General features: G+C 60.6%; 10 protein-coding genes. 5 read left to right on the top strand and 5 right to left on the bottom strand.

Annotation, left to right across the window (positions count from 1 at the left end):
- The first annotated feature begins 158 nt into the window (after positions 1-158).
- Together Mal15_RS28975 and Mal15_RS28970 are read left to right on the top strand one after the other, a co-directional pair.
- Positions 159-1,577 (top strand): tetratricopeptide repeat protein, encoded by a 1,419-nt coding sequence (locus tag Mal15_RS28975; RefSeq protein ID WP_147870946.1) that lies wholly within the window; start codon positions 159-161, stop codon positions 1,575-1,577.
- A 189-nt stretch (positions 1,578-1,766) separates the two neighbouring features.
- Entirely contained in the window at positions 1,767-7,151 is a 5,385-nt protein-coding gene (locus Mal15_RS28970) for a beta strand repeat-containing protein (RefSeq protein WP_167547112.1), read from the top strand.
- 400 nt (positions 7,152-7,551) lie between these two features.
- On the opposite strand, the gene Mal15_RS28965 is transcribed toward Mal15_RS28970, so the two are convergent.
- The 5 genes from Mal15_RS28965 to Mal15_RS28945 form a co-directional block, all read right to left on the bottom strand.
- Complete coding sequence (locus Mal15_RS28965) at positions 7,552-9,303, bottom strand: ShlB/FhaC/HecB family hemolysin secretion/activation protein (RefSeq protein ID WP_147870944.1); 1,752 nt, start codon at positions 9,301-9,303, stop codon at positions 7,552-7,554.
- Positions 9,304-9,529: 226 nt separating this feature from the next.
- Entirely contained in the window at positions 9,530-11,956 is a 2,427-nt protein-coding gene (locus Mal15_RS28960) for an arylsulfatase (RefSeq protein WP_147870943.1), read from the bottom strand.
- Positions 11,957-12,160: 204 nt separating this feature from the next.
- On the bottom strand, positions 12,161-13,669 hold the full coding sequence (locus tag Mal15_RS28955; protein WP_147870942.1) for a tripartite tricarboxylate transporter permease: 1,509 nt from the start codon (positions 13,667-13,669) through the stop codon (positions 12,161-12,163).
- A gap of 1 nt (position 13,670) precedes the next feature.
- The gene (locus Mal15_RS28950; protein WP_147870941.1) at positions 13,671-15,122 is read right to left on the bottom strand and encodes a tripartite tricarboxylate transporter substrate binding protein; all 1,452 of its coding nucleotides are present in this window, start codon (positions 15,120-15,122) and stop codon (positions 13,671-13,673) included.
- On the bottom strand, positions 15,119-16,273 hold the full coding sequence (locus Mal15_RS28945) for a sialidase family protein (RefSeq protein ID WP_233903094.1): 1,155 nt from the start codon (positions 16,271-16,273) through the stop codon (positions 15,119-15,121). The genes Mal15_RS28950 and Mal15_RS28945 overlap by 4 nt, the downstream gene beginning before the upstream one ends.
- An 822-nt stretch (positions 16,274-17,095) precedes the next feature.
- Here Mal15_RS28945 and Mal15_RS28940 point away from each other — a divergent pair.
- The 3 genes from Mal15_RS28940 to Mal15_RS28930 all read left to right on the top strand — a co-directional run bounded on the left by Mal15_RS28940 (position 17,096) and on the right by Mal15_RS28930 (position 22,532).
- Positions 17,096-18,007, top strand: a complete 912-nt coding sequence (locus tag Mal15_RS28940; RefSeq protein ID WP_147870940.1) for a hypothetical protein — start codon at positions 17,096-17,098, stop codon at positions 18,005-18,007.
- Positions 18,008-18,033: 26 nt separating this feature from the next.
- On the top strand, positions 18,034-19,893 hold the full coding sequence (locus Mal15_RS28935; protein ID WP_233903093.1) for an alkaline phosphatase D family protein: 1,860 nt from the start codon (positions 18,034-18,036) through the stop codon (positions 19,891-19,893).
- Between the two features lie 293 nt (positions 19,894-20,186).
- Positions 20,187-22,532: a PSD1 and planctomycete cytochrome C domain-containing protein gene (locus Mal15_RS28930; RefSeq protein WP_147870939.1), complete on the top strand. Its 2,346-nt coding sequence runs from the start codon at positions 20,187-20,189 to the stop codon at positions 22,530-22,532.
- The last annotated feature ends 10 nt before the right edge of the window (positions 22,533-22,542 follow it).

Below are 22,542 nucleotides of genomic sequence, written 5' to 3'. Positions count from 1 at the left end.
GGCACAATTGCTACAGCGTGATCAATCGCCGAATCCGGGTCCGCAGACGGGCCGGTTTGAAATGCTTCGCCGATCTCGCCTAGAGCCCCCGCAACACGCGACTAGGGTGAGCGTCTTGATTTGTTGACGGCGAACCTTTTCTGGGAGCAACATTGGCGATGAAACCGGTCCTTCTGTTAATCGTACTTTCGACGATTTCGAGCGGCCTGAGCGTGACTTGTTCGGTGGCTGCGGAATTGCAGGACGGCGAAGTTTCCGCCGCCGAGTTGGCAACCGACAACGTCACTGCCGCGCGTGATCTGTTCGTGCAGTCGCTCAAAGCAACCGGCAGGGACCGCTTGGCAGGACTCAAGAAATCATTTGAACAACTGGAAGTGGCGGCGGCGGAAAGCGATCAACTGCCGCCCGCGCTGACGATGTGGGGTCGACTCCTGTTGGCGGCCGGCGATCAACGATCGGGGCTGCGGGCACTCCAGCAAGCCACGACCGCCCATTCGGACGGTCCCGATGCCTATGTGTCGCTCGGCAACCTGGCCGTCCGTCGCGGGCAACTTGCCGAAGCACGCTTGTGCTACAACGAAGCCGACCGCCTGATCGCGATCTGGTCGGAAACCCACCCACGCCGAACCTCGCTGCTGGCCCAGGTTGCCGCGGGTCGCGCCTCGGTCGCGCAAGCCCGCATTGCTCTTCTGGCCTCCACCGAGCAGCGTGAAATGACGGACCACTACCACGCCGTGGCGCTAGCGAACCTGCGAGAGTGGGTGTCGCTGGCCGCCGACGACCCGGTCGCACACCAACGCCTGGCCGAAGCGATGATCGCTGCGGGCGATGTCGACCAGGCGATCGCTGCGTTTGACAACGCACGAAAATTGGACGCCAGCCTTCCACTGACCGAATTCCGATTGGCCAAAGCCCTGCTGCGACAAGGCGATCGATCCCAGGCACTGATGCAGGTCCATCAAGCGGTGGCCCAGCACTCGGACTCTGCCAACGTCCGCCTGACCGCGGCTGATCTGCTGCTTTCGCTCGGCGAGATCGAATCGGCCGAGGAACAGATCTCGGCGGTGCAAACCCAGGACGCGGACAACACGGCTGCAAAGCTGTTGCAGGCCCAGAGCGAGCGGTTTCGCGGGGATTGGCAGGCTGCGGCCGACATCCTGCAGACGCTCCACACCCACCATCCGGCCAACGTCGAAGTCGCCAACATGCTGGCGTTGACGTTGTCGGAAGTCGATTCGCCCGAAGCCCAAAAGCGCGCGCTCGCCCTGGCCACGGTCAATGCCGAACGATTCGATCAACTGGAATCCGTCGCCGGACGTCGCGCACGAATCACGCTGGTCTGGACCACCTTCGCCGCGGGCCAGCCCCAGGCGGCCAAGAGGAGCTTTGCGGAGTTGCTCAAGGCGGGCATTGCGTCCAACCAAGTCAGCGGCGACGAAGCCTACTACGCCTCTCGGTTGTTGGTCGAATTCGGTCGGCCGGAACTGGCCGCGCCCCTGCTGGGCAGCGTGCTTGCGCGCGTCGATGCCTTCCCCAAACGGGCGGCCTGCGACGACCTGTTGAAGCAACTGCAGTAAGGCTCCCTCTTGCTTGAGTCGGGCGTCGCGGATCTCGATCGAAAGCGGCGGTTTTGATTGCGTCGAGAGGTGCTCTGTTTAGACTGATTCGTCGACGCTCACGAAGTATCTTTCGTTCTTAGGATGACTCCCGTGTCAATTACTGGTCTTCGTCCCAGTCGCGGACTCTGCGTTTTTGTCTGCGTGCTGATGCTTTTTCAATCCATCGTTCCTCCGGCCGTGGTGTGGGCCGACGGGGGCGGCACCGTTGTCGCCGGCAGCGCCACGATCGCCCAAAACGGCACGACGCTGAATGTGACCAGCCAGAGCGATCGCACGATCATCAATTGGCAAGGGTTTTCGATCGAAGCCGGCCAGACGGCGAACTTCTTGCAGCCCTCGGCCACCTCCGCCGTGCTCAATCGAGTCGTCACGCCCAACAATCCCTCGGCGATCTACGGAACGCTAAACTCCAACGGCAATGTCTTCTTGGTCAACCCCTCGGGAATCGTGGTGGGCGCCTCGGGCGTGATCAACACCAACGGATTTACGGCATCGGTTTTGGATATTCCGGACCACGAATTCATGCAGGGCGGTTCGCTCACCTTTCGCGGTGACTCCACCGCCAGCGTCTTGAACCGCGGCACGATCCGAACCGACTCGGGCGGGGCGGCGTTGATCGGGGCCAGCGTCACCAACGAAGGCACGATCACGTCCGACGGCGGTTCGATTTCGCTGGCCACCGGTGGCAGCGTGACGCTGGCCGATGGCAGCCGTTTCACGCACGCCGATCTGGCAACGATCGAATCAGGGATCAGCCCCTATGCAGGTGTGATCAAGAACTCGGGCAACATTCGAGCGACCGGAGCCCTGGAAGCGGGCGGTGAAGTGTACTTGGTCAATCCCGGCGGCAAGGTGATGCAACAGGGTTTAATCGCCGCCACCAAGACGACGTCCGACACCGCCGCCAAGACCGTCGGCGGAAACGTGGTCGTAACCGGCGACTCCGTGGAATTGTCTGCCGCAACGATCGACGCGTCTGGGGAACATGGCGGCGGTCAAATCAACATCGGCGGTGGCTACCAAGGCGGCGATCCGAACATCATCAATGCGGCCGAAACGTCGGTCGACGAGCACAGCGTCATTCGGGCCGATGCGTACGTCAGTGGAGACGGCGGGCAAGTCATCATTTGGTCGGACGGTAAAACGCACTTCACCGGCACGGCCGGGGCCCGGGGCGGCGTCGACGCAGGCGATGGCGGTTTCGTGGAGGTGTCCGGTCACGACGTCTATGTGGCCGGCCGCGTCGACGTCGGCGCCGATCGCGGCACGGGCGGCCTGTTCCTGCTCGACCCGACCAACGCCTGCTTGGCGTTCGACGCGTCGTCCTGTGCGCCGGGCGAGGGATTCGGAGACATCGACACGATCGTCGCGACACTTAACGGTGGAGGCAGCCTGTTGGTGGGGACCGCTGCGGGCGGAACCGACGCCGGCAACATCCGCATCGTCGACAGCATCCAAACGAACACCTCCGGCACCCAAACGCTCACCATCCGCGCCCACGGCGGTATCAGCCTGGAAAACGGTTCAGACATCATCGACAGCGGTGACGGACTGAATCTGCAACTCCTCGCCGACTTCGATGCCAGCGGCGGCGACACGATCAGCATCGCTTCCGGATCGACGATCGACACCAACGGCGGTTGGCTGCGGATGAGCGGCGCGGACAACGTGATCATCAGCGACAGCATCACCTCGGGCGGCGGCGCCATCTCCTTCCTCGCCGACGACTACTCGATCAATGCCACCGTGAATGCCGGCGCCGGAACCGTCCTGTTCGATCGCGCCACCGCGGGCAATTTCGGGCTCGGTTTTAACGGCGGCAATACCGCGACACTCAACGCCGCCGAGTTGGGCCGCATCTCGGCGGCCAATCTGGTCATCGGTGACCCGACGGCAGCCGACAACCAAATCGTCCAACTGGACGTGCAAAGCACGTTCGACCTGTCCGGCACCATCACCGGGCTGGTCCAGCTGAATGCCCTCAACCGTGCCGGCTCGTTCGTCTCGCCCTCCGGCGCACAGACCTTCCGTTCGATCGAGATCAATGCCAACGACGGGGTCACGTTCATCAACGATGCGAGCATGACCACCACAGTCGGTGACGCGATCTTCAACACCGACGCCGACGCGACCGGTGTCTCCGGCGGATTCGATGACTTTCGCGCCCAGGGCGGCGCCGTCAACATCACAAGCGCAGCCGACCTCATCGTGAACGCGCCTCAGTACAGCGAAGTCAACGGAGGGACCACGAGCCTGACCGCGGCCGATGCGATCACTTTCCAACGCAGTACCTCGGGAACCATCGGCGTCGGCACCGGCAGCGGATTGACCTTCAGCGACGCACAGCTGGCCAGAATGAACGCGGGCACGATCCGGTTCGGTGACCCGAGCACAACAAACAACACAACCGGGATCGACGTCGCCGACATCGATCTTCGCCACGTCGCCAATGTGGAATTCAACACCGCCGGCACCACCACCTTCGGCGGCACGACCAGCTTCGACGCCGTTTCAACCCACGGCGGGACGGCCACGACCGTCAGCAACGCAGCCTCCGTCGATGCAACGGACACGATCGCGTTCAACACCACGACGGTGAACTTGGACGGAAACTTGACCGCGACCGGCGGCATCAGCGGGAACGCGACAACGGTCAACGTGATCAGCCCTGATGCCGAAATCCAGGACGGCATCGCGGTCGCGGCCAACTCGGGCGCCACGGTCACGGTCGGCGACGGAACCTACGCCGAATCCGTTCTGCTGAACAAAGCAAACGTCATTCTGGTCGGCGGCGCCGACGCGATCATCGCCCCTGCCAGCCCGGCCGTCACCATCAGCGCCGCCGGCACGACGGTCGACGGGTTCACCTATTCCGGCACGTCGGGATCGCCCGCGATCCTGGTCACCAGCGGCGCAAACAATGTCACCCTCACCAACGGCGTGATCACCGGCACGACGGGCAATGGTGACGGAATCCGAATCGATAACACGGTGACCTCGGCGCTCGCCATCGAGATCAGCAACGTGACGATGACCGCCGTGGAACGAGACGGCATCCTGTTTAACAACTCGCTCAACGGCGCAGACATCGCCATCCGCGGCAATTCGATCCTCGGCGGACGGCACGGCGTCCACTTCGATAGCCCGATCACGGGCAACACGACCGTGATCGACATTGCGAACAACGCGTTGATCGAGGGCGCCAGCCAGGGCATCGTTTTCTCCACCAATGTCACCGACGCGACGGTCCGCATCCGTGGCAACGGCACGGATGCGTCGGGCGGCATTCGCGCGCCCTTCGACGCGATCGCGGTCAACGGCGGCACTCTCACCGATGCGACCTTTATCGTCGGCGGCGACGCGGCGGCCGACGGCAATTTCATCGTGTCCAGCAGCCAGGGGCTGGACATCGATGCGATCCACGGCGGGCGTTTCGTCGTCGCCAACAACGACCTGATCCAGGGTGCCGCGGCGATCGAGTTTGAACAATCGATCAGCAACGGTGCCGAGATCGTGGTTGTGAACAACGGCGATTTCAGCAGCGGGGGCATCGGAATTCAGTTCCGCGATGACATCGACGATGCCGTCATCACCATCGCCGGCAACGCCTTTGCCAACACCGCCGGCGATGCGATCCGTTTCAACGCCAACAACCTGTCCGGATTGTCCAATCGCATCACCGACGCGAACATAACCATCGGCGGCGCATCCAACGTATTGATCGACCAGACGACCGCCAGCTTCGCCGGCAACGCCATCAGCGGCAGCTCCAACGGCAACGGCATCAATGTGGCCGCGGCGGTGCAAGGTGACACCGATTTCGTCATCAGCGACAACTCCATCGGCGACAATGGAAGCCGTGTCGGCCAGGACGGTGTGCGGTTTTCCGGCGGCCTCCTCGACACGGCGACCGTTTCCATCGGCGGTACCAACCAGGTCTTCGCAACCGAACAAGCGATTCAGGTCGACGATCTGCAGTCAGCGTCCACCCTGGCGATCACCGGCGGCAGCTATGACGGCAGCGACGGGGCGTTGTTGATCGACAACACTGGCGTCGCCGGCAGCGCAGGCCGACTGGACATCGGCGCCGCGTCGCTGGCCGGAGGTGCAAGCAGCAACGTCGTCGAAATCATGACGGACACGGGCAACGCGGGAGTCGATCTGGAGATCACTGGCGGTGCAACGATCAGCGGGGGTGCGACCGGCATGCTGCTATCCGGCTCGGGCGTCAACATCCTGGGTGATTCGCTGGGCAGCCTCGCGTTCACCGGTCAGTCGTCCAGCTACATCGCCCTGGCCGACGGTGCCGAATTCTCGCCCGGCAGCCCGACCGTGATCGATGCCACGGCCGTGACGTTCGACGGTTTGACCGGTACCGCCATGACCTCGGCACAATTGATCGCGGTCGAAGAGATGCTCACCCACTTTCCCGATGACAACACGCTGGGCTTGATCGACATCTCGCCACTGTTCGTCGTCGACGGCGAAAGCATCCAATCGGCCATCAACGCGGCGGGCTTGTTGGCAGGCCCGCAAACGGTGACGGTCGGCTCCGGCACCTTCGGCGGATCGGTCGAGGTCTGGGTCGACGATCTGACCTTGGCGGGCGCGGGCGCCGCCACCATCATCGACACCGACGCCGTCGATCCCTTTGCCAACAACGGCGACGTCGACAACGGATTCCAAATCGCCGCAATCTCCGGCTCGTCGGGCGGCGGCGATGTCAGCGGTGTCACCATCGACGGTTTCAGCTTCGAGGCGTTGACCACCAGCGGCGGCAACACCGGAATCGAACTCGGCGCCGCAGGCTCCAGCAGTGCCGGCGGCACCACCGTGATCAACAACCACTTCACCGACCTGAACCACGGCATCCTCGCAACCGATCTTGTCGACACCACGCTCGTGCAGGACAACGTTCTCACCGGCGGGGCATTTGGCATTGTTGCCGACCAGTCGGCAGCCGGTGCGATCAACGGCCAAATTGCAATCGTCGAGACATCGGTCACTGGCGTGAGCGACACCGGACTGCTGTTCCGCAACAACACCCCCGGAAACACCCTCCACGTCACGTTGCAAGGAGTGACGATTCACGGAGGTTCATCCCCTACGGACCATGGAATCGTCTTTGACGGATCGGGTTTATCGCTCGATGGCAATTCATTGGGCGACACCGTTTTGCTCGCGCAGAACGGCAACTACATCGAACTGCGAAACGGCGGTTTGTTTGATCCCGGACGACCGACCTTGATTGATGCCACCGGAATCACGTTCGACAGTTTCGACGCGACGACACTGGCAGGTTGCGAAGCGGTCGAACTGAAGATCGTGCATTTCATTGATGATCCAACCTTGGGACTGATTTACCCCGGCGTCCAAATCGACCTGACCGATGAATTGACCTACGACCGGTTCACCCGATACGACGACTACTTCCGAACGATCGGAAGCCTGCTCGAACCGCGTTCGGGTGTCATTCGCTATCCGGCGAACGTGATCGTGATTGCCGATCCCCTGACGGAAGCAACCGATTGATCCAATCGTTCCCTGGCTCCGCCTGCGCTGTGCAAGATCGTTCGATTCTTTCGCGTTTTCGTTCGTAAAGGTTTGGCGTTTTCGATTCCGCTAAACGCTCTTGGCATCAGCCGTTTGGCGTCAGCCTACGGGCTCCCTATCAGCCTACGGGCCTCCATCGACACTGGGGCCCGAACGCTTGCGCGAATCGGCTAATGTCACTCGTGTTCCGTCGCCATATGGATGCATTGAGTCGACCATCCACCGCGTAATTATTTCACGTAATTGCTGCGTCACCGCAAAATCCAGATTCTGCTCAACCCAGGCTCCGCCTTCGGTCCGTGAGGCGGAGCCTCTAGAGTAACGTGTTCCCAGGCAGGAGCCAGGGAACAAGGCAATCCTCTCAGCCAACCCGATCGGCCTACGGACGTGGACCAAACAGAGAGACAAACCCGAGATGGATCCGGTCTCGGGTCGCCGCACCACCGACCGCCTCGAAACCGTGTGCATAGTCAACCCGCAGGTTGGTGCGGTCTCCCACCTTCCATCGCAGGCCGGCTCCCAGACTGATCAGAAACTCGTCGGTTCGTTCGCCAACTAACGGATCCTCCACGTAGGCTTCACCGGCATCGAACAATCCATAGACGCGGAGCGTGTGACAACGATCTCCGCAGCCCCATCTCCAGGGCTCGGGCCCGAGTTCAAAGTTGGTGATCCAGCCCGAGTCTCCCGAGAACACTCGTTGATCATACCCCCGCACCGAATCGAATCCGCCGAAGCCGAGTGTTTCGCTGAACAGCAACCGCTCGGAAGTGATTTGGCCGGTACCGCGAGCGACGAAATCCCATCCACTGGGCAAATCCCACATGCGTTCCAACCGACCACGTGCGTAGATGTAGTCGGGAGAGGTTCCGGCGCGAATTGTGTTCATGGCGGCCGTGTTGGCGTTGGAGGTGAATCCGCCGCCGGGACCGATAAACGTGTCGACCGACCACAACGAGTATTGGCGGTTGGCCATTCGATTGATGCCGCGAAGCCCGACGCGAAGTTGTGCCAGATCCGCATCGGAGTTTTGCACATTCACGCCACCAAATTCCAGGTTGTTGTTGGTCGATTTAAAATCAAACCCGAATGAGCCACTGATGTCTCGGCACCGGTTCTTGATCAGGTGCCGCGTCAGACCCACGCCGGCTTGCCAGCTCTCTCCGCCTTGCGAGAGCCCACCGGTCAACACGGGGTCGACTCCAGCCCAACTACCGTAGGTCTGGAAGCTCCAGTCTCGGTTCAGGGGCTCGGAATAGAATGCGGCGTGGGCATGCAGATGAGCGAAATCGGCATCGGCGGTGTACTGATAGCTCAACGTGGCGTCACGTCCGAACGCATTGCCCCACATCACGCCGGCGTACAACCGTTCCAGCATCAACGAACGCACGCCGGTGTCTTCGTATCCCAGGTAAGCGTTGATCGGGCGGACGTCGGTCATTTCAAAAATGACATCCGTCGTCCCGTCGGCTTCTCCTGGACGCAGGTCAACGTCGACCTTTCGAAACGGATTCTGGTTCAACCAAAACAGATCAGTGGCGATCGCCGATTCATAGATGCGTGAACCTCGCCGAGTGCACCCGATCCATTTCCCCATGTCACAGGGGTCGAAGTAGCAACCGCCCTCCACTCTGATCCTGCCGACACGTGACTCGACGACGACCAATTGCACCGTGCCGCCGGTGATTTTTTGCTCCGGAATGATCACATCGACCACCGGTTGGCCGCACCGGCGATAGTACAGAATGATGTCGCGCGCTAGCTGATTGAGATTCCGCAGCGTGACCGGGCCGCCGAGATAGCGATCGACGATCTGGGTCAAGCCCCGACTGTAGACCAGCGAACTGCGGGCGTCGAAATCGTAGTGGATTCCGGTCAGTTCCGCGTTGGCCTGGTCCGGTTGGACCTTGTCGTTGTGGTCCAGGATCACGACCGCGTCGAGCGATTCGAGCAATTGGCGATCGCTTCCCTCGACGGCCGGCAATTCGTCGGGCCGCATCGTCTGCTGTGCCGCGTGCGGGGGAACGGTCAGCGGCTTGTAGCGTTCAAAATTCTGGGCACGCGAGTCGTCCGCCTGCACGGAGATCAAAAGGCAGGCCAGCAAGAGGCTTACGGCGCGGCGCGTCTTCATGTTCCTGACCTTCCCTGGTGTGATGCGCCTCCTCCTGAGGCAAATCGGTCGACTCACCGATTGGTTCTTTGATCGGCGAGTCCATCACGCCCGGTGAAGGTCACCGGAGGATCTTCCTACACGTGGTACAAACCGAATGACCGGAATCGCTGGACGAACGCCGCTCCGATTGACCGTTCACCACGCTCCGGAGAACGACCGACCGGAGCGGAAAGCTGCCGACCGGCTATTGAACTTCGACGACCACGCGGTGAATCCGGCCGCTGAACTTGGTTTCGTGGGGGCCGTATCCGATGCCTTTAGCGACGGGGGTCTGGTTGTCGATTCCCACATCGGCCGTTTCGTCCGCCGAAAACAGGTTGGGCTGCGTCTTTTCGATTCGGCCTTGAGCGACCTGCCGTCCGTCTACCGAAAGTGTCGCGGTGCCGCCTTTACCGTAGCCGCCGCCGTCGTAGTCGAATTCCAGCCGGACGGTGGCCTTACCGGCGGGAAGCGCCGTGGGGCTTTCGACCAGGTAACGTTGCATGCCTAGCCAATTGTATTCGTAGGCCGGCTTGACCTCGCGCAAGTGCAGCGACCAACCGCCGAAACGGCCTCCCTGGACCAAGACGGCACCCGAGGCTCCGCCGTCGGGAATCTCCAATTCAGCGGTGATGGTGCAAGAGCGGTTTTTCACATTGATGAAGGTGTTCTCCAGCATCCCCTCCATCCCCTCGTAAAGCGTCAGTGAGGTTCGGTCGCCGAGGACATCGGGGCGGCCGGCCAGCGCGGGGTTGGCCCGTTCGATCGTGCGGTCGTCGATCGGCAAGACATGATGTTTGATCGCCTCGGTCATGAACAACGCTTTCATGTCAGCCAGCTTCTCAGGATGCTCCGCGGCCAAATCGACGGCCAGGCTGTAGTCTTCGTCGACGTGGTACAGCTCCCAGACGTCGCCGGTCAACGGAGGCAGGTCGGTCGTCTTCCAGGGGGCGCGGTGAATCGTTCGGGCGAGCCACCCGTCACGATAGATGGCCCGGTTTCCGAACATTTCAAAGTACTGCGTCGTGTGGCGATCGGGGGCGTCCGCTGAATCGAAGGTGTACAACAAACTTGTGCCTTCGATGGGCAATTGGGGGACTCCGTTGACCACGGTCGGCTCGGGCAATTGACAGGCTTCCAGGACCGTGGGGGCGACGTCGATCACGTGTCCAAACTGCGTGCGAATTGCTCCACCATTCTTAATCCCTTGTGGCCAGTGAACCACCATCCCGTTGCGTGTACCGCCGAAGTCCGATGCCACTTGCTTGGTCCACTTGAACGGTGCGTCAAACGCGACCGCCCATCCCGCTGCCATATGCGGGAACGTCTCTTTGCTACCCCATTTGTCGATCAACGGCAGCAGGTCTTTGACTTTCTCCGTGACGCCATTGAAGTACGTCATTTCGTTGTACATGCCGACCATCCCACCTTCGGCGCTCGTGCCGTTGTCGCCCGCGATGTAGAACACCAGCGTGTTGTCCATCTGGTCGATCGCTTCGATGGCGTCGACCAGGCGGCCGATGTGGTGGTCGGTATGTGCGACGAACGCACCGAACACCTCGGCCTGGCGACGAAAGAGTGTTTTGTGATCCTCCGGCAGCGAATCCCAGGCCGCAATGTCCTCCGGCCGCGGCGGAAGTTTCGTTTCAGCCGGGATGACGCCGGCGTCTTTTTGGCGTTCGTACGTGGCCTGACGAACCGCGTCCCAACCGTCGTCAAATTTGCCGTGAAACTTCTCGATCCAGTCCTTCGGCACATGATGCGGGGCATGGGTCGCGCCGGTTGCGAAGTACATGAAAAAGGGCTTGTCAGGCGTCATCGACTGCTGGGCCTTGACCCAGTTGATGGCCTGGTTCGTCATGTCCTCGGTGAAGTGATAGCCTTCGACCTGAGGCGGATTCACCTTCTTCACGCCGTCATAGATCAGCGGCGCCCACTGATCCGTTTCGCCACCGATGAAGCCGTAGAACTTGTCAAATCCCTGTCGAGTCGGCCAGCGATCGAACGGCCCCGAGACGCTCGTTTCCCAAGGCGCGGTTTCGTGCCACTTGCCGAACGCCGCCGTGCTAAACCCATTCAATCGCATCATCTCCGCAAGCGGTGCGACACTGTTGGGGATCGCCCCGGTGTTGCCCGGGAACGCCGTCGATGTCTCCATGATCGATCCCGCATTGGCGGTGTGATGGTTCCGTCCACACTTCAAAGCCACGCGTGTCGGAGAGCAAAGCGCGGTGGTGTGAAAGTTGTTGAATCGCAATCCCGTCTGGGCCAGACGATCCAGCGTCGGTGTCGGAATCGGACCTCCGAAGGTCGACGTGGCTCCGAATCCGAGGTCATCCACCAGGATGATCAGAACGTTCGGAGCCCCCTTGGGTGCCGTCACCTCGAATCGGGCCGGTGGTTTCGCGTCGCGCACATCCAATTCGGTGTACGTCGGACGCTGTGGTTGCGGAATCGGAAGCGTCGTGCGATTGAGCGACGCGGGTTGGCTGCCGGTCGCCGCCCCCACCTGCCCGAACGCACTGGCACCTAAAATGGTGGCACCCAAAATAGTGGTGCTGAAAACCAACGTCAGCGAAACCCATGACGCGAGAGAGCGATGCGGTCGATTCAAGGCGTAATTCCAGTTCATTAGGCGATTCCAGTGACAGAGCTTTTGTGCGGCCGGCGCGCATCTTAGTCCACAGCGAACAAAGATTGTGCGAAGGATGCGTGAAGAGATTGAAATCCTCGCGAGCCGATTCATCAATCGATCGCGAGACATTTGGCCGATGAAGACCATAGCCTTCTCCCGAGCCTACGACATCATGCGCACAATTGAATACTGCTTCATCTGTCAAGGAGCAACACGTTCCGGTCGCCGCACGATTCTGACGATGATCAGCAAGGTGGCGACCGCCAGGACGACTGCGATGGGACGATTCAGCAACCCCAACGGGTTACCGCCGGACGCGGTCAACGCTTGAATCAATCGTTCCTCCAAGGGTCCGCCGAGCACCAACCCCAGGACCACCGGCCCCAACGGGAACCCACGCCGATTCAAAATGAATCCGGCCAGTCCCATCACCAACATGACCGTGACGTCGAACAGGCTGCCGTTGAGCGAATAGGCTCCGGTGACACAAAACAAAACGATCACCGGCAATAGAATCTGTTTGGGAATCCGCACCAGATGAAGCCCCAACCGGATGGCAAGCATACCGATCGGCAACATCACCAGATTGGCAATCAGAAAGATAAGATAGATGCCGTAAACCAGTGACGGTTGATTTTCAAAGATCGCCGGCCCCGGTGTCACGTTCTTCATCAACAACACGCCGATCACGATCGCGGTGACGGAATCACCGGGGATCCCAAACACCAAGGTCGGGATCCAGCCGCCGGCCAAGGCGGCACTGTTGGCCGTCGTCGCATCGCCGATCGCATCAACCAATTCCTGATCCGCGTCGCAATCGCCCCCACGCTTGGCTGCAGCGAACGTCACCCAAGAAGCGATGTCCGCGCCGGCGCCGGGCAGCATGCCGATCAAGACCCCCATCAAACTCGATCGAGCCGTACCGGAGGGACGCGTGACGAACCGCGACACCATGGCCGCCCTGGAAGACCGAAGCATCGCCCCAAACGACCCCATCGGTACACCGGACGGCAAGTTGTCCTCACCTCGCTTGGCAGACGCCAGGTTCGCAAACACCTCCGACAACCCGAACAGCCCGATCATCGCCGAGATGAACGAGATCCCTTGATACAGATCCACGGACTGGAACGTGAATCGCGGCTGAAGGTGCACTGCACTCAGCCCAACCGTGGACAGCAGGATCCCCAAGATCAAACTCAACAGCGCCTTCCAGCGCGTCCCGACCGGTGCCACCAACACACAGCAGCTGAGTCCGATCAGGTACAGCCAAAAGTACTCGGTCACGGAAAACCAACTCGCGATCGCAGCGAACTGGTTGCCCAAAACCATCAAAAGAACGGCTCCGATGACGCCGCCGACGACGCTGCTGACCAACGAAACCGACAGAACCTGATGCGCCAGCCCCTTCTCCGTCAGCCGATACGCTTGATCGGCATAAGCGGCCGACGCCGGCGTGCCCGGAATCCGCAACAAGACGGTCGGGATGTCTCCCGCAAAAATCGCGCAGGCGACCATCGTCACGATCGCACCGATCGCGGCCACCGGATCCAACCAATAGGCCACCGGGACGAACAATGCGACCGCCATCGTTGCCGTCAAACCGGGGATGGCCCCCACGAAAATGCCATAGCAGGCCGCGGCGACAATGATCAACCAAAGGTCAACGCGGCCGAAAACTTCGCCGGCCGCTTGCAACAGCGATGGATTCATGTCACCAACCCAACCAGCCCCAGGGAAGGGGAACGCCCAGCATGCCCGCAAACCCGTGATACAAACTGGGAACGATCACCAAGGTCGCCGTCACCGCGATCGGTAATCGGACTCGCAACATCAACAACATCGCAATCAACATCACGCCCGCGGAAATCACGTAGCCCAGCGTTTCGCACGTCACGATGAACCACACGATGACTGCGGCAAAACCGAACAACCGTAATGTAGCGACGCTCGCAAGAGCGTGGAAAGCGTTGGGGAACCACCTTCTGGCGAAGGTAGCTACGGTTGCACGGCGACTCTCGATACCTTTAGAACGAAGTAGTGATTTCCAGTTAACCCTGCCCGTCGGTTCTGCCGTCACATCACTGCCCTGCGTCCTCCTGGAGACGCCCCAACCGAACACGGCGATCGCAAGTCCGAGCGCGGCCAGGATCGTTGGGAGAAAATAGGGACCGATCGCTGACGCAGACGATTGCGTCATCTGCGGTTGATTCAAGATTCTGCCAAAGTCCGCATCGGATTGAGCGAGAAAGGATGCGAATTGCTCCCCGTCGGCGACCGCCACCTGGAATCCAGACGCCTGCATGAACTGGCGAAACTCGTTGCTGCCTGCGACCCGCAAAACCGCCTGCCGCATCCCGGTGACGCGTTCGGCCGGTACGCCTTTGGGATACAGCAATCCCCGCCAAGCCCCGATCGACCAATCGACGCCCTGCTCGGCAAAGGTCGCGACGTCGGGCGCCGCCGGGCTGCGCTGGTTGCTCATCACGCCCAGGCATCGAATCTTTCCGGCATCAACGAGCGCGCGTGCTTCGGGGATCGAACAGCAGACAACCTCCACACCACCGGCCATCAGTTCCTGCAGCGACGGCGCCGCTCCGTTGATCGAGACCCAGGTCACCGCATCGCTGGGCAATTCACTGCGGTCCAACCACCCCAACAACGCCAAGTGCCAGATTCCGCCGGCCGCCGTTCCCGACGCACGCAACGGATCGGTTGATTCACGCAGCTTTCCTTCCAGATCCTCAATCGATTGCCACGGAGAATCCGTCGACACGAAGACCGCGGCTGCATCTTGATTGATCCTCGCCAACGGCTCAAAGCTGTCCGGCGTGATCGGACACAGGCTGCGCCAGTGCAGCATGTTCAGCTCGACCGTCGCCATGGTCAGCGTGTATCCGTCGGCCGGCGCGGTGGCGCCGCGCGTGTGCCCCGTCACGCCACCACCGCCCGTCGCATTGACGACGTTCACCGGCACGCCGAGTTCACTTTCAAGCTGCACCGCAAATTGCCGCGACACCCGATCGGTGCCGCCTCCGGCCGACCAAGGACAAACCAATGTGACCGGTCGATAAGGCCACTGCTCGCGCCGATTGCATCCGAGAGTCGCAAAGCAGACAGCCGCAAGACACGCGGCCAGCCAGACGATGGGCACAGACGTTTTCATTCCGCTCCCAGCGGGCCAGAAGCGTCGCTGACGATCTGCCGTAACGTTGCCCCGTCACTGACGATCTTTCCCGCCACCACGTCCTCTTCACGAAACGTCGCCATCAAAATATGACGTTCCCCGGTGCGACTGAAATCGTAAATGATTCGGATCGTCCCGTCGGATGTCTGTTGTCCATCGGGATACGAGACCTGATTGCGTTCGTCCAACAACAGCCCCCCGCTCCAGCTTTTCCCCTCGTCGTCGGAGACGAACGCGGTCAGGTGGGATCGGCCGATCCTTTGGTCGACCGGACCGTGTTTGACCAACAGCAGCTTGCCGGAGTTCAATCGACGAATGAAGAACCTGGCACTTGGGTGGGCGATGCCCGATGGAGTCAATTCCGGCCAGGTGCGTCCCTGGTCGGTCGAAACACTTTCGCCGATTCCGTAAGGGGTGCGCGCCAACATCCACAGCGTCCCGTCACGTCGCTCGATCAACATGTGTTCGTCAAATGCACGTTCATTTTCCGGAACGTTGCAACCGCCCCGCAACTCCCAGGTCGCACCGTCATCATCGGAAACGATCACGCGGGCGCTGTGGTCGGTCTTTCGCCACGTCGACGCCGGAAGCATCCACTCGCCGGAAGACGAAACCAGCGGCTTGCACATCATGATCCCGTCGGTGATGCGTTCGGGCGGCTCGTATTCTGGACGGGCATCGTCCGGATTGGTAATGGCCAGAAACCAAACCCCGGCGATGGTCCCTTCGTGTCCGATCGCCTGAGCCCATGCCAGACGAAGCTTGCCGTCCGGGGCCATCCACAATTCCGGATCATAAGCTCGAACCGGACCGCCTTCGTCGGGGTCGACGATCAGCACTTCGGTCCACGTCTTCCCATCGTCACCGCTGGTGCTCAGCACGACGTAATTGTTCTTGTCTTCACCGGGCGTGACACCTGCGTACCAGGTTGCCCACAATCGGCCGCCGGGAGCCACCGCCAGACTGGGAATCCCTTGAAACGCCCGATTGCTGGATGCATGAATCGGATTCCCCGATCGCACCACCGCGGGAGGTTTCAAAAACAGATCGCCGTCATCGGCAATCACCGAGACCGTCGGCATGAGGAACAGACAACTCATCGCGACAACGCGAATCAAACGGCAATGCATTGGGTATCCTATAGCAAATCAATGAAGTCGTACTTGTCCGCGCCACATCACGGGCACGTTTTTACAGACGCCACAGTCTAACCCGATCCGAAAGCCGCCGCACACGCGCCATCGGCCCGAATTGTTGAACGCTCAGTACGCTGGCGACGACACCAACTGACTAGCTGGACAGCGCCACTTTGGCGTGGCTACGCTCGATGCGAGCGTGGAAAACCCCGGGGATCCACCTTCTGGCGAAGGTAGCTACGTTCGACCGGCGATTCACGGCGTTTCTTGAGCAAAGTGGCGCTGTCCAGCTAGGCTCCGGTCTTGTTGGTCAAAAAATGGGGTGGTCAAAAAATCAAACCATACAGGAGTCGAGCTAACGCAAACACGACACATCTTTCGACCACCCCATCTCTTGCCCCCCATCTTTTAACCACCCCATTTTTTGACCACTCCATTTTTTGACCACCCAATTTTTTGACCACCCAATTTTTTGACCACCCAGTTTTCTGACCATTCCATTTTCTGACCATTCCCTCTTTGGACCTCCATTTCATCCCTACTGTGAACCGCCCCCGTGACGTTTCCGGTGCGTCCCGCGCGATGAATCGGAAGCGACGCATCGCAGCGCAGGCGTTCTGGCCTTGCCGTCGGAAGGTTGGGTCCCGGCAACGATCCGCTACAATGTCTCGTTGCATTTGGTGGGGCAGCGTTTGCATCCGCGACGACGGCCGTTTTTCAGCAGCGACGCCTGCCAAGCCATCTGGGCAACGGTTAGAGTGCTGTCGGAGTGAAACACCACTCCACGACCGAACCGATCTTCATTTGTTTCCCACCATGAGCTCCGAAAAGACTGTCAAAAGTTCGCCCCAGCAACGCACCGGCGCGGTAGCCGACGGAATCTTGGTTTCGGTTTTGCGGTTGTCGGCCTTTTTGTGTCTGGCCGGTTGGACGTGGCAGCATCTCTATTGGGAAGGCCCCTACGGCGTTCTGCTGTGGCAGGACTGGACGTACGATTTCGCGCAGTGGTTGGGGATCAGTTGGGAAGAATTTGTCGGAAACGGTGTCGACGATGGTTGGGTGCAACGCTGGATTTCTCGGATCGGTTGGATCTACCTTGTCTGCGCGATCCTGAGTCTCACGGCCGGAAGACGATCCTACCTACAGATGCTGGTTCTGCTGACCGGCACCGGGATGCTGGCCGTGTTGAGCTATGCCAAGTATGTCGCGGCGCAACGTCAGTTGCCGATGCTGGTGGAACACGGCGGGCAGGTGCTCGCCCCCGCGCTGTTGGCACTGGCGTTGGCACTGGGAGCGCGACATCGCGTCACTGTTCTGGTCGCCATGGTCGCCGTGGTCACCACCTTTGCCGGACACGGCGCCTACGCCTTGGGTTGGTGGCCCACCCCCGGCAATTTCTATGCGATGATTTCCCTGTCGTTGGGACTCGACTACGACTCGGCGACGATCATGCTACGGATCGCCGGAATCATGGACCTCGCCGTCGGCGTGCTGCTGTTCGTCCCCCCGTTGCGTCGGGTCGCCGCCGGGTACGCCGTCCTCTGGGGTCTGTTGACCGCGTTGGCCCGTCCCGTTGCCGGCATGTCGACCGGTCTGATCTACTGGGGAGCGGACCAGTATGTTCACGAGTCGGTACTGCGGGCGCCACACTTTCTGATACCGCTGTACCTTTTTCTGCTCTGGCGCCGCCCGCAGCCGGCGGATGCTACACTTGAATCCACTTCCTGAACTCGCCCGAATCTCCTGAAATCACCATGCACTTCCCGCCTCGAACTCTTTCGTGCTGTTTCCTGTTGTTGACGGCTTTCAACTTCGTCGCCGCCCCGTTTGCCGCGGCCCAAACGGGCCGAGCGCGCCCGCGAGGCCGTGTGGATCTGAGCATTCCGACGGTCGAGAAGAAGGACCTCATCTGCTTTGCCCTTTACACCGTCAGCGACAAGACGCTCAAGCTGACCGCCCAGCTGTACCCGCTCGCGGATGAGGATTCGAAAACCGTTCGACTGGAGATTGAAGCTGACGGCCGGTGGATCGAGGCGGCTCGTACGACCGCGATCGATCCCGGCTGGACGGCGACCTTCCGGATCGAAAACTGGGACGATACGAAACCGCACCACTACCGCGTCGCGCACGGGACGGAAGCGTTCTACGAAGGCACGATCCGCAAAAACCCGGTGGACAAGGATGAAATTGTCGTCGCGGCATTCACCGGTAATTCGATCAACCCCGCACACGGCGGCGACATCTCGCGCCAGGACTTGATCGACAACGTCGAACGAGCCGATGCCGATCTGCTGTTTTTCTCCGGCGACCAGGTCTACGACCACAATCGCCATTACGCCGCGTGGTTGAAATTCGGCCGCGACTTTGGAGACATCATCCGCAACCGCCCGACGGTCTGCCTGCCGGACGATCATGATGTCGGCCAGCCGAACCTGTGGGGCGAAAGCGGAAAGATTTCCACGCTCAGCGGCGCCGCCGACGGTGGTTATGCGAAACCGGCCGTCTACGTCAAAGAAGTCGAACGTGCGCAAACGAGCAATCTACCCGACCCGGTCGACCCTCACACGATCGGACAAGGCATCGGTGTTTACTTCACCAACCTGAACTGGGGCAACGTCGACTTTGCCATCTTGGAAGACCGCAAATTCAAAACCGGCCCCGCCGGCCGCGTTCCCAAGCAAGGCCCGCGTCCGGACCATATCCGAAACCCCGATTACGATCCGGCCAGCGTGGACGTCGAGGGCGCGGTCCTGTTAGGCGACCGCCAATTGCAATTCCTTCACGCATGGGCTCAAGATTGGCGCCACGCGGATCTGAAAGTCGCCCTCTCGCAAACCATCTTCTGTGGCGGTGCCCACATCCACGGATCTGCCAACGGGCGGTTGCATGCCGACATGGACTCCAACGGCTGGCCCCAATCCGGACGCAATCGAGCACTCGATGCGCTTCGCAAAGGTTTCGCATTCCACCTGGCCGGTGACCAGCACCTTGCCACGATTTTCCAACACGGGATCGAAGAACATCGTGATGCGATTTGGTCGTTCTGTGTTCCTTCGATCGCGAATCTCTACCTGCGCTGGTGGGAACCGGTTGACCCCGGAAAGAACCGTGAACCCGGAGCCCCCGAATACACCGGCGACCAACTGGACGGGTTTGCCAACAAGGTGACCAATTTCGCGGCCGCCAACCCTGAAAAGAAACCGGCCGGAAACTTGTTGAACACCCGTGCCGCCGGATTCGGCATCGTGCGATTGAACACCAAAGACCGCACGATCACGATGGAATGCTGGCCACGGAACGTGGACATCACCGACGCAGACGCGCAACAGTACCCCGGATGGCCGCGAACGATTTCCCAGTTCGACAATTACAACCCGCCGTCCTGGGGCAAGCTGGGTGAACTGACCTTCGATGTCGCCGATCCGGTCGTTCAAGTGATCGATGCGGACAGTGGCGACGTGCTGTATACCGTGCGTGCCGAGGGAACAGCGTTTGCCCCGACGGCACCAAACGGCAAGACATTCATCGTCAAAGCTGGCAAGGATGCCCCCACGACGGTGGTCAGTGAAAACGCGAAAGTCGGGGATGCGCCGATCGAAGTGTCACTGAAATAGCAAAGCGAGTTCCGGTGCAACTGTGGGTTGGTGCAGCACTTACGCGGCGGGGATTTGAAGGCAGAATGATGCGGGGCAGAATGATGTTGCGCGCCTAACCCTGCCCCGTATCATTCTGCCCCGTATCATTCTGCCCCGTATCATTCTGCCATCCGCAGCGGACGTCGCTGCCGACGGATACAAATCCCGCGACGGACGGGACGAAAAATACGCGTCGCACCAAATCGCTGTGCCGCCGGCGCTGTTACAATCGGGCCCCTGCAATGCCCCCCTCACCCTCTCGGCGATTCCGCATGAAGGTCCTTCCTGCCCCATTCGCGCACGCTTGTCGCCTCTTGGTCCTGGCGATTTGCCTCGGAACGCAGATCCAAGCCGCTGCTGAGGAGACGGATCCCGAGACAAGAACACCGAACGCCAGCACAGCGTCCGTCGACTTTCGTCGCGATATCCAACCGATCTTGCGCGAGCATTGTTACCAGTGTCATGCCGGGACGACCGAAGAAGGTGGCCTGAACCTGGGGATTAAAGCCGAAACGTTGCAGGGCGGGGACAGCGGTGCCGCGATCGTTGCGGGAAAGGGCGAAGACAGCTTGCTCGTCCAATTGGTCTCCGGCGCCGACGAAAGTCGCGTGATGCCGCCGGAAGGGAATCAGCCGCTCAACGAAAAACAGATCCGACTCCTGCGAACCTGGATCGATCAGGGCGCCCCATGGCCGGATGACGCGGATGTGGTGGATCCCAAACTGGATCGCGCCAAGACGCACTGGGCGTTTCAACGTCTTCACAAGCCCGCGGTGCCTGCACGACCATCCCATGACCGTTGGTCGAAGGGTCCGATCGACCGCTTCGTCCTTCAGCGATTAAGCGGCGCGGGACTTCGCCCTGCAGAGCCTGCCGATGCGCGAACGCTGGTGCGACGTTTGTACTATGACCTGATCGGGTTGCCGCCCACCGGGGCGCAGATCAGTCATTTCATCCGAGACCATGCCGAAGACCCCGACTCGGCAATCCAGAATCTAGTCGACCAATTGCTCGATTCTCCCCGCTACGGTGAGCGTTGGGGCAGACATTGGCTGGACGTGGCGCGGTATGCCGACAGCGACGGACAGGAAGCCGACCGAGATCGACCGCACGCGTACACCTACCGTGATTTTGTGATCGATGCATTCAATGACAACATGCCCTACGACCAATTCGTGCGTTGGCAGATTGCCGGCGACGAATTCCAGCCGGACAATGACGCTGCGATTTCGGCCACGGGATTTCTAACCGCCGGGCCGGCGTTCAAATTGCCCGAATCGTTTCTCGAAAGCGAACGCCTGTTGAATCGCTACAACGAGCTGGACGACGTGATCTCGACGCTCGGTTCGGGGTTGTTGGGAATCACCGTCGCCTGCGCCCGCTGTCACGATCACAAATACGACGCGTTTTCGGCGAAAGAGTATTACCAGTTGCTGGGGGTCTTTCACAGCGGCGATCGCGTGTCGGAGAAACTGCCCAGTGGGAAAGAGGCGTTCTTCTTTCGGGACTTTGACGACAACCGCCGAACGACCTGGTTGTTTCGCCGCAGCGACTTCTACGATCGCGACATCGAAGTCGACATCGGATTCCCCGCGATGCTTTCCTCCGGGGCCGACGCCGGCGACTATTGGCGGCAAGCCAAGGAAGACTATGCCAAGATCGGTCAAGCAAAAAGCACGCTGCAGCGTCGCGCCTTGGCCGACTGGATCACCGACACCGACCAGGGCGGCGGGGCACTGTTGGCCCGAGTCATCGTCAACCGAGTTTGGCACCATCACTTCGGCAAAGGCATCGTGGCCACGACAAGCGACTTCGGTGTTCGCGGCGATTCCCCGACACACCCGATGCTACTGGAGGACCTGACCTATGAATTCGTCCAGGATGGCTGGAATCTCAAGTCGCTCCATCGCAAGATTCTCACCAGCGCGGTTTGGCAACAAGCCGGCACGCCGGAGGCCATCGACGACCGGGGACCACAGATCGACCCGGCCAACGATCTGCTTTGGAGAATGACACCGCAACGCTTGGAAGTCGAAGTCATGCGGGACGCGATGCTGGCGGTCAGCGAAACGCTGAACCTTGAAGCGGGCGGGCCGGGATTCAAGCCGTACATCGCTCCCGAAGCCAACCTCGCCCGCAACATCCAGGGCGAACGCTATCCCAGCGACGCCAAGGACGACGCGACCACTCGGCGGCGCAGCGTTTACATGTTCCACAAGCGGCTGATCCCCTATCCGATGTTCCAGGCGTTCGACCGCCCGGACTTGATGACCAGCTGTGCGCAACGGCAAAACACGACCGTGGCCCCACAAGCCATGGTGATCCTGAACGATCGCTTTGTTCGATCCGTTGCTCGTGATTTCGCAATTCGTCTCGCTCAAGATCAAACCGAAACGCCAATTCCCAAAGACCTCGATCTGCAACCGATCATCGAACAGGCCTATGAAGCCTCGTTCGCGCGGTTGCCGACAAACAGCGAACTCGAGACCTCGATCCAGTTCATTCAATCCCAAACCCGATCGCGAACCGAGCGAGGTGAACCGGATCCGCGGCTTGAAGCACTGACCGACTATTGCCAGTCGTTGTTCGGGCTGAACGAATTCATCTACGTCGATTGAAAAAGCAAAG

It is taken from the genome of Stieleria maiorica (assembly GCF_008035925.1).
Lineage (GTDB): Bacteria > Planctomycetota > Planctomycetia > Pirellulales > Pirellulaceae > Stieleria > Stieleria maiorica.
The sequence above is the reverse complement of the archived record's forward strand: the minus strand, read 5'-3'. Positions and strand labels throughout refer to the sequence as shown.